General features: G+C 55.1%; 2 protein-coding genes. One reads left to right on the top strand and one right to left on the bottom strand.

Going from position 1 to position 2,721, the window contains the following annotated elements:
• Nucleotides 1–153: 153 nt before the first annotated feature.
• A complete protein-coding gene (locus HMPREF3175_RS04940) occupies nucleotides 154–414 on the bottom strand; it encodes a ribbon-helix-helix protein, CopG family (protein ID WP_035757539.1) in 261 nt (86 codons plus the stop codon).
• Nucleotides 415–801: 387 nt separating this feature from the next.
• Here HMPREF3175_RS04940 and HMPREF3175_RS10285 point away from each other — a divergent pair.
• A partial coding sequence (locus HMPREF3175_RS10285; RefSeq protein WP_176745129.1) for a DUF5979 domain-containing protein occupies nucleotides 802–2,721 on the top strand: 1,920 nt, incomplete at its 3' end.

The following is a 2,721-nucleotide window of genomic DNA, read 5'->3' as shown; positions in this document are numbered from 1 at the left end:
GGGGTCACAACAGTTGTTGTTGTGACCCCGCCAGTGTTCTATCTAGGTTTTATCTAGCTGTGCGTCCTAGAACTGGTAGTCGTTGGCGTCGCTCGCGGGCCTCGGATTTAGCGTCTTTGATGGCCGCAAGAACAAGGGTGGCCAGGCGAATCATCATGCGCTGAGACTACGGGTCAATGCTTCTCTCGCGTACTCGCTTGTTGACATTCCGCGTCGTTTTGCCTCGGTCTCAACAAGCTTCCAAAGCTGTGCTGGGACGCGCACGCTGTGAACTTCCATCGGGTCAGTGCGAATCCAAGCGGGAGTTTCTTTAGTCAGGGTCGAGTCAGGGAATCCGGCTTCGGCTTCGTCCGCCCAGCGCTGCACGTCTGCGTCGGTAAATGCGACGCCGTTGACATCGGTGTATTTCGTCATCAGTCGTTCTGGCGTCAACCACCTCGTATCGACCTACGTGACGGGGTGGTGAAGTTGAAGCTATGAAATATATGCCCTGTGAAGTAATTCTGTGAGATCTATGCAGATCCCCAGATATTCGGCGCGAAATCGGCGAAAAGTACTCGAAACAAATCAACAATCAAGGCGTAACAGGTACTTGATGGTAGTCACATATAGATTCGGCGCATGCATGATCATCAAACTTCCTGTATTCTGTAAGGTTGTAAGCGGTAACAAGACTAGCCACCACTCGCGTGAGCCGCTTGTTGCGCTTAGTCCATGAAGTTCATGCAGTCTTTCTTAGCAGTTGAGCAAACCGCTAAAGCTCGGTCTAAGGAAGGCGTTCACCTCAGGAAGGAAAATTGCATGAAAACAAAGAAAAGTAGGCTAGGTGGCCTGCTTTTGGCGATGCTCCTGGGTGCGGCATCCCTGGTTGGAATCACCCCAGCCCAGGCAGCACCTGATTTCACTTACCCAGGCGCCATGTCCGACGTCAACGTGACGTTCAAGGATAAAGATGGCGGCCAGGCACGTGTCGATGACGAAGTAAAGGTCACGGCAAAGTGGAACGTTCCAAACGGAGCACAGGCTGGCGAAACCTTCGGCATGACCCTGCCGAAGGAATTCTCTAACTACGGTAACGGTGAGTTTTCGGTTCCAGATAAGGAAACAGGCGAAACCGTTGCTAACTGTAAGGTTACGAACGAGCCAGCGCCAACTGTCACCTGCACCCTGACTGACTTCGTCAACGGCAAGGAAGACGTAGGCGGCGAACTGTGGTTCCTCGCAACCCTCGACGAGCAGAGCGACAACAACACCGCTGATTTCATCATCGACGGCAAGACCGTCCCTGTTCCAATCCCAGGTGACGGCGGCATCGGCCCTGTAGGCCCAGGCCACGCAGCTGATGACCCATACAAGTACAGCGCACGCACCAAGCATGGTGCCGACGTGATCGCTTGGGGTATCCAGTTCCCTAACACCGTCGCCGAAGACGGTACTGTGACCGTTACTGACGCGATCGTTGATAACACCGAGTTCGAGCGTCACAAGGCCAACAACTTCGATATTGAGGTCGAATACCGCAACGTTGCCGAGGACGGCACCTTCGTTGAAGGTGAAGACTGGGCACCTGTTGACCCAGCTGACTTCGAGACCAACATTGCTGAAGGCAGCACCAACTTCACTGTCACGGTGAAGAACGTTCCAACCGATAAGCGCGTTCAGTACCGCATCCTTTACTGGACCAAGATGGACGGCAAGGCCTTCGAAGGCGACGTTTTCAAGAACACCGCAAAGGTCAACGGCAAGGACGCTGAGGCGACTTTCACCTACACCGCAATCGGTGGCGGTACTGGTTCCGGTAAGGAATACACCCGCTTCTCCATCGCCAAGGCAGTTGAAGGTAACGGTGCAGACCAGGTTCCAGCAGGCACCAAGTACACCGTGAAGTACACCGCTGCAGGTGAAGAGGACACCCTCGAACTCGAAGCCGGTGAAGAGAACCGCGTGAACTCCAAGCGCTACAAGATCGGCACCGAGTTCAAGATCACCGAAGTCAACCTTCCAGAGGTTGACGGTATCGAGTGGGGCGACTACGAGATCACCGGTGACGGCGTAACCAAGAACGAAGACGGTTCGTTCAGCGTTACCCCAGCAACCAATGAGCCAGCCAAGCTGACCTTGGTCAACAAGGCTGAGAAGAAGGTCCAGAACGGCAACCTGTCCGTTACCAAGGCGGTAACCGGCGACGGTGCTGACCTCGTTCCTGCAGACACCGAGTACAACGTCAAGTACTCCTACGAACTCGATGGCGAAGAGAAAACCGGCACCCTCACCGTCAAGAACGGCGAGACCGTGTCCCTGCCTGAGGACGTTCCTGCAGGCACCAAGGTCCGCCTGACCGAAGAGAAGCCAGCTGACTTCGAAACCGAAGACGGCAAGAAGGTCATCTACGGTGAGCCGAAGTTCTTCATCGGCGATGAACTGTGCGACGACATCCTCGTAACGGTTGAGGGCGATAAGACCAAGGAGATCAAGCTCGAAAACCCAACCACGGTTGAAGAGCCAGAGCCAGAGCCATCTGAGGAGCCAGAGCCATCTGATGAGCCAACCCCAGAACCTTCTGAGGAGCCAGAGCCATCTGATGAGCCAACCCCGGAACCTTCTGAGGAGCCAACCCCAGAGCCATCTGAGGAGCCAACCCCGGAACCTTCTGAGGAGCCAACCCCGGAGCCATCTGAGGAGCCAACCCCAGAACCTTCTGAGGAGCCAACCCCGGAACCT

The organism is Arthrobacter sp. HMSC08H08 (genome assembly GCF_001807575.1).
Classification (GTDB): Bacteria; Actinomycetota; Actinomycetes; order Actinomycetales; family Micrococcaceae; genus Pseudoglutamicibacter; species Pseudoglutamicibacter albus.
The sequence above is the reverse complement of the archived record's forward strand: the minus strand, read 5'-3'. Positions and strand labels throughout refer to the sequence as shown.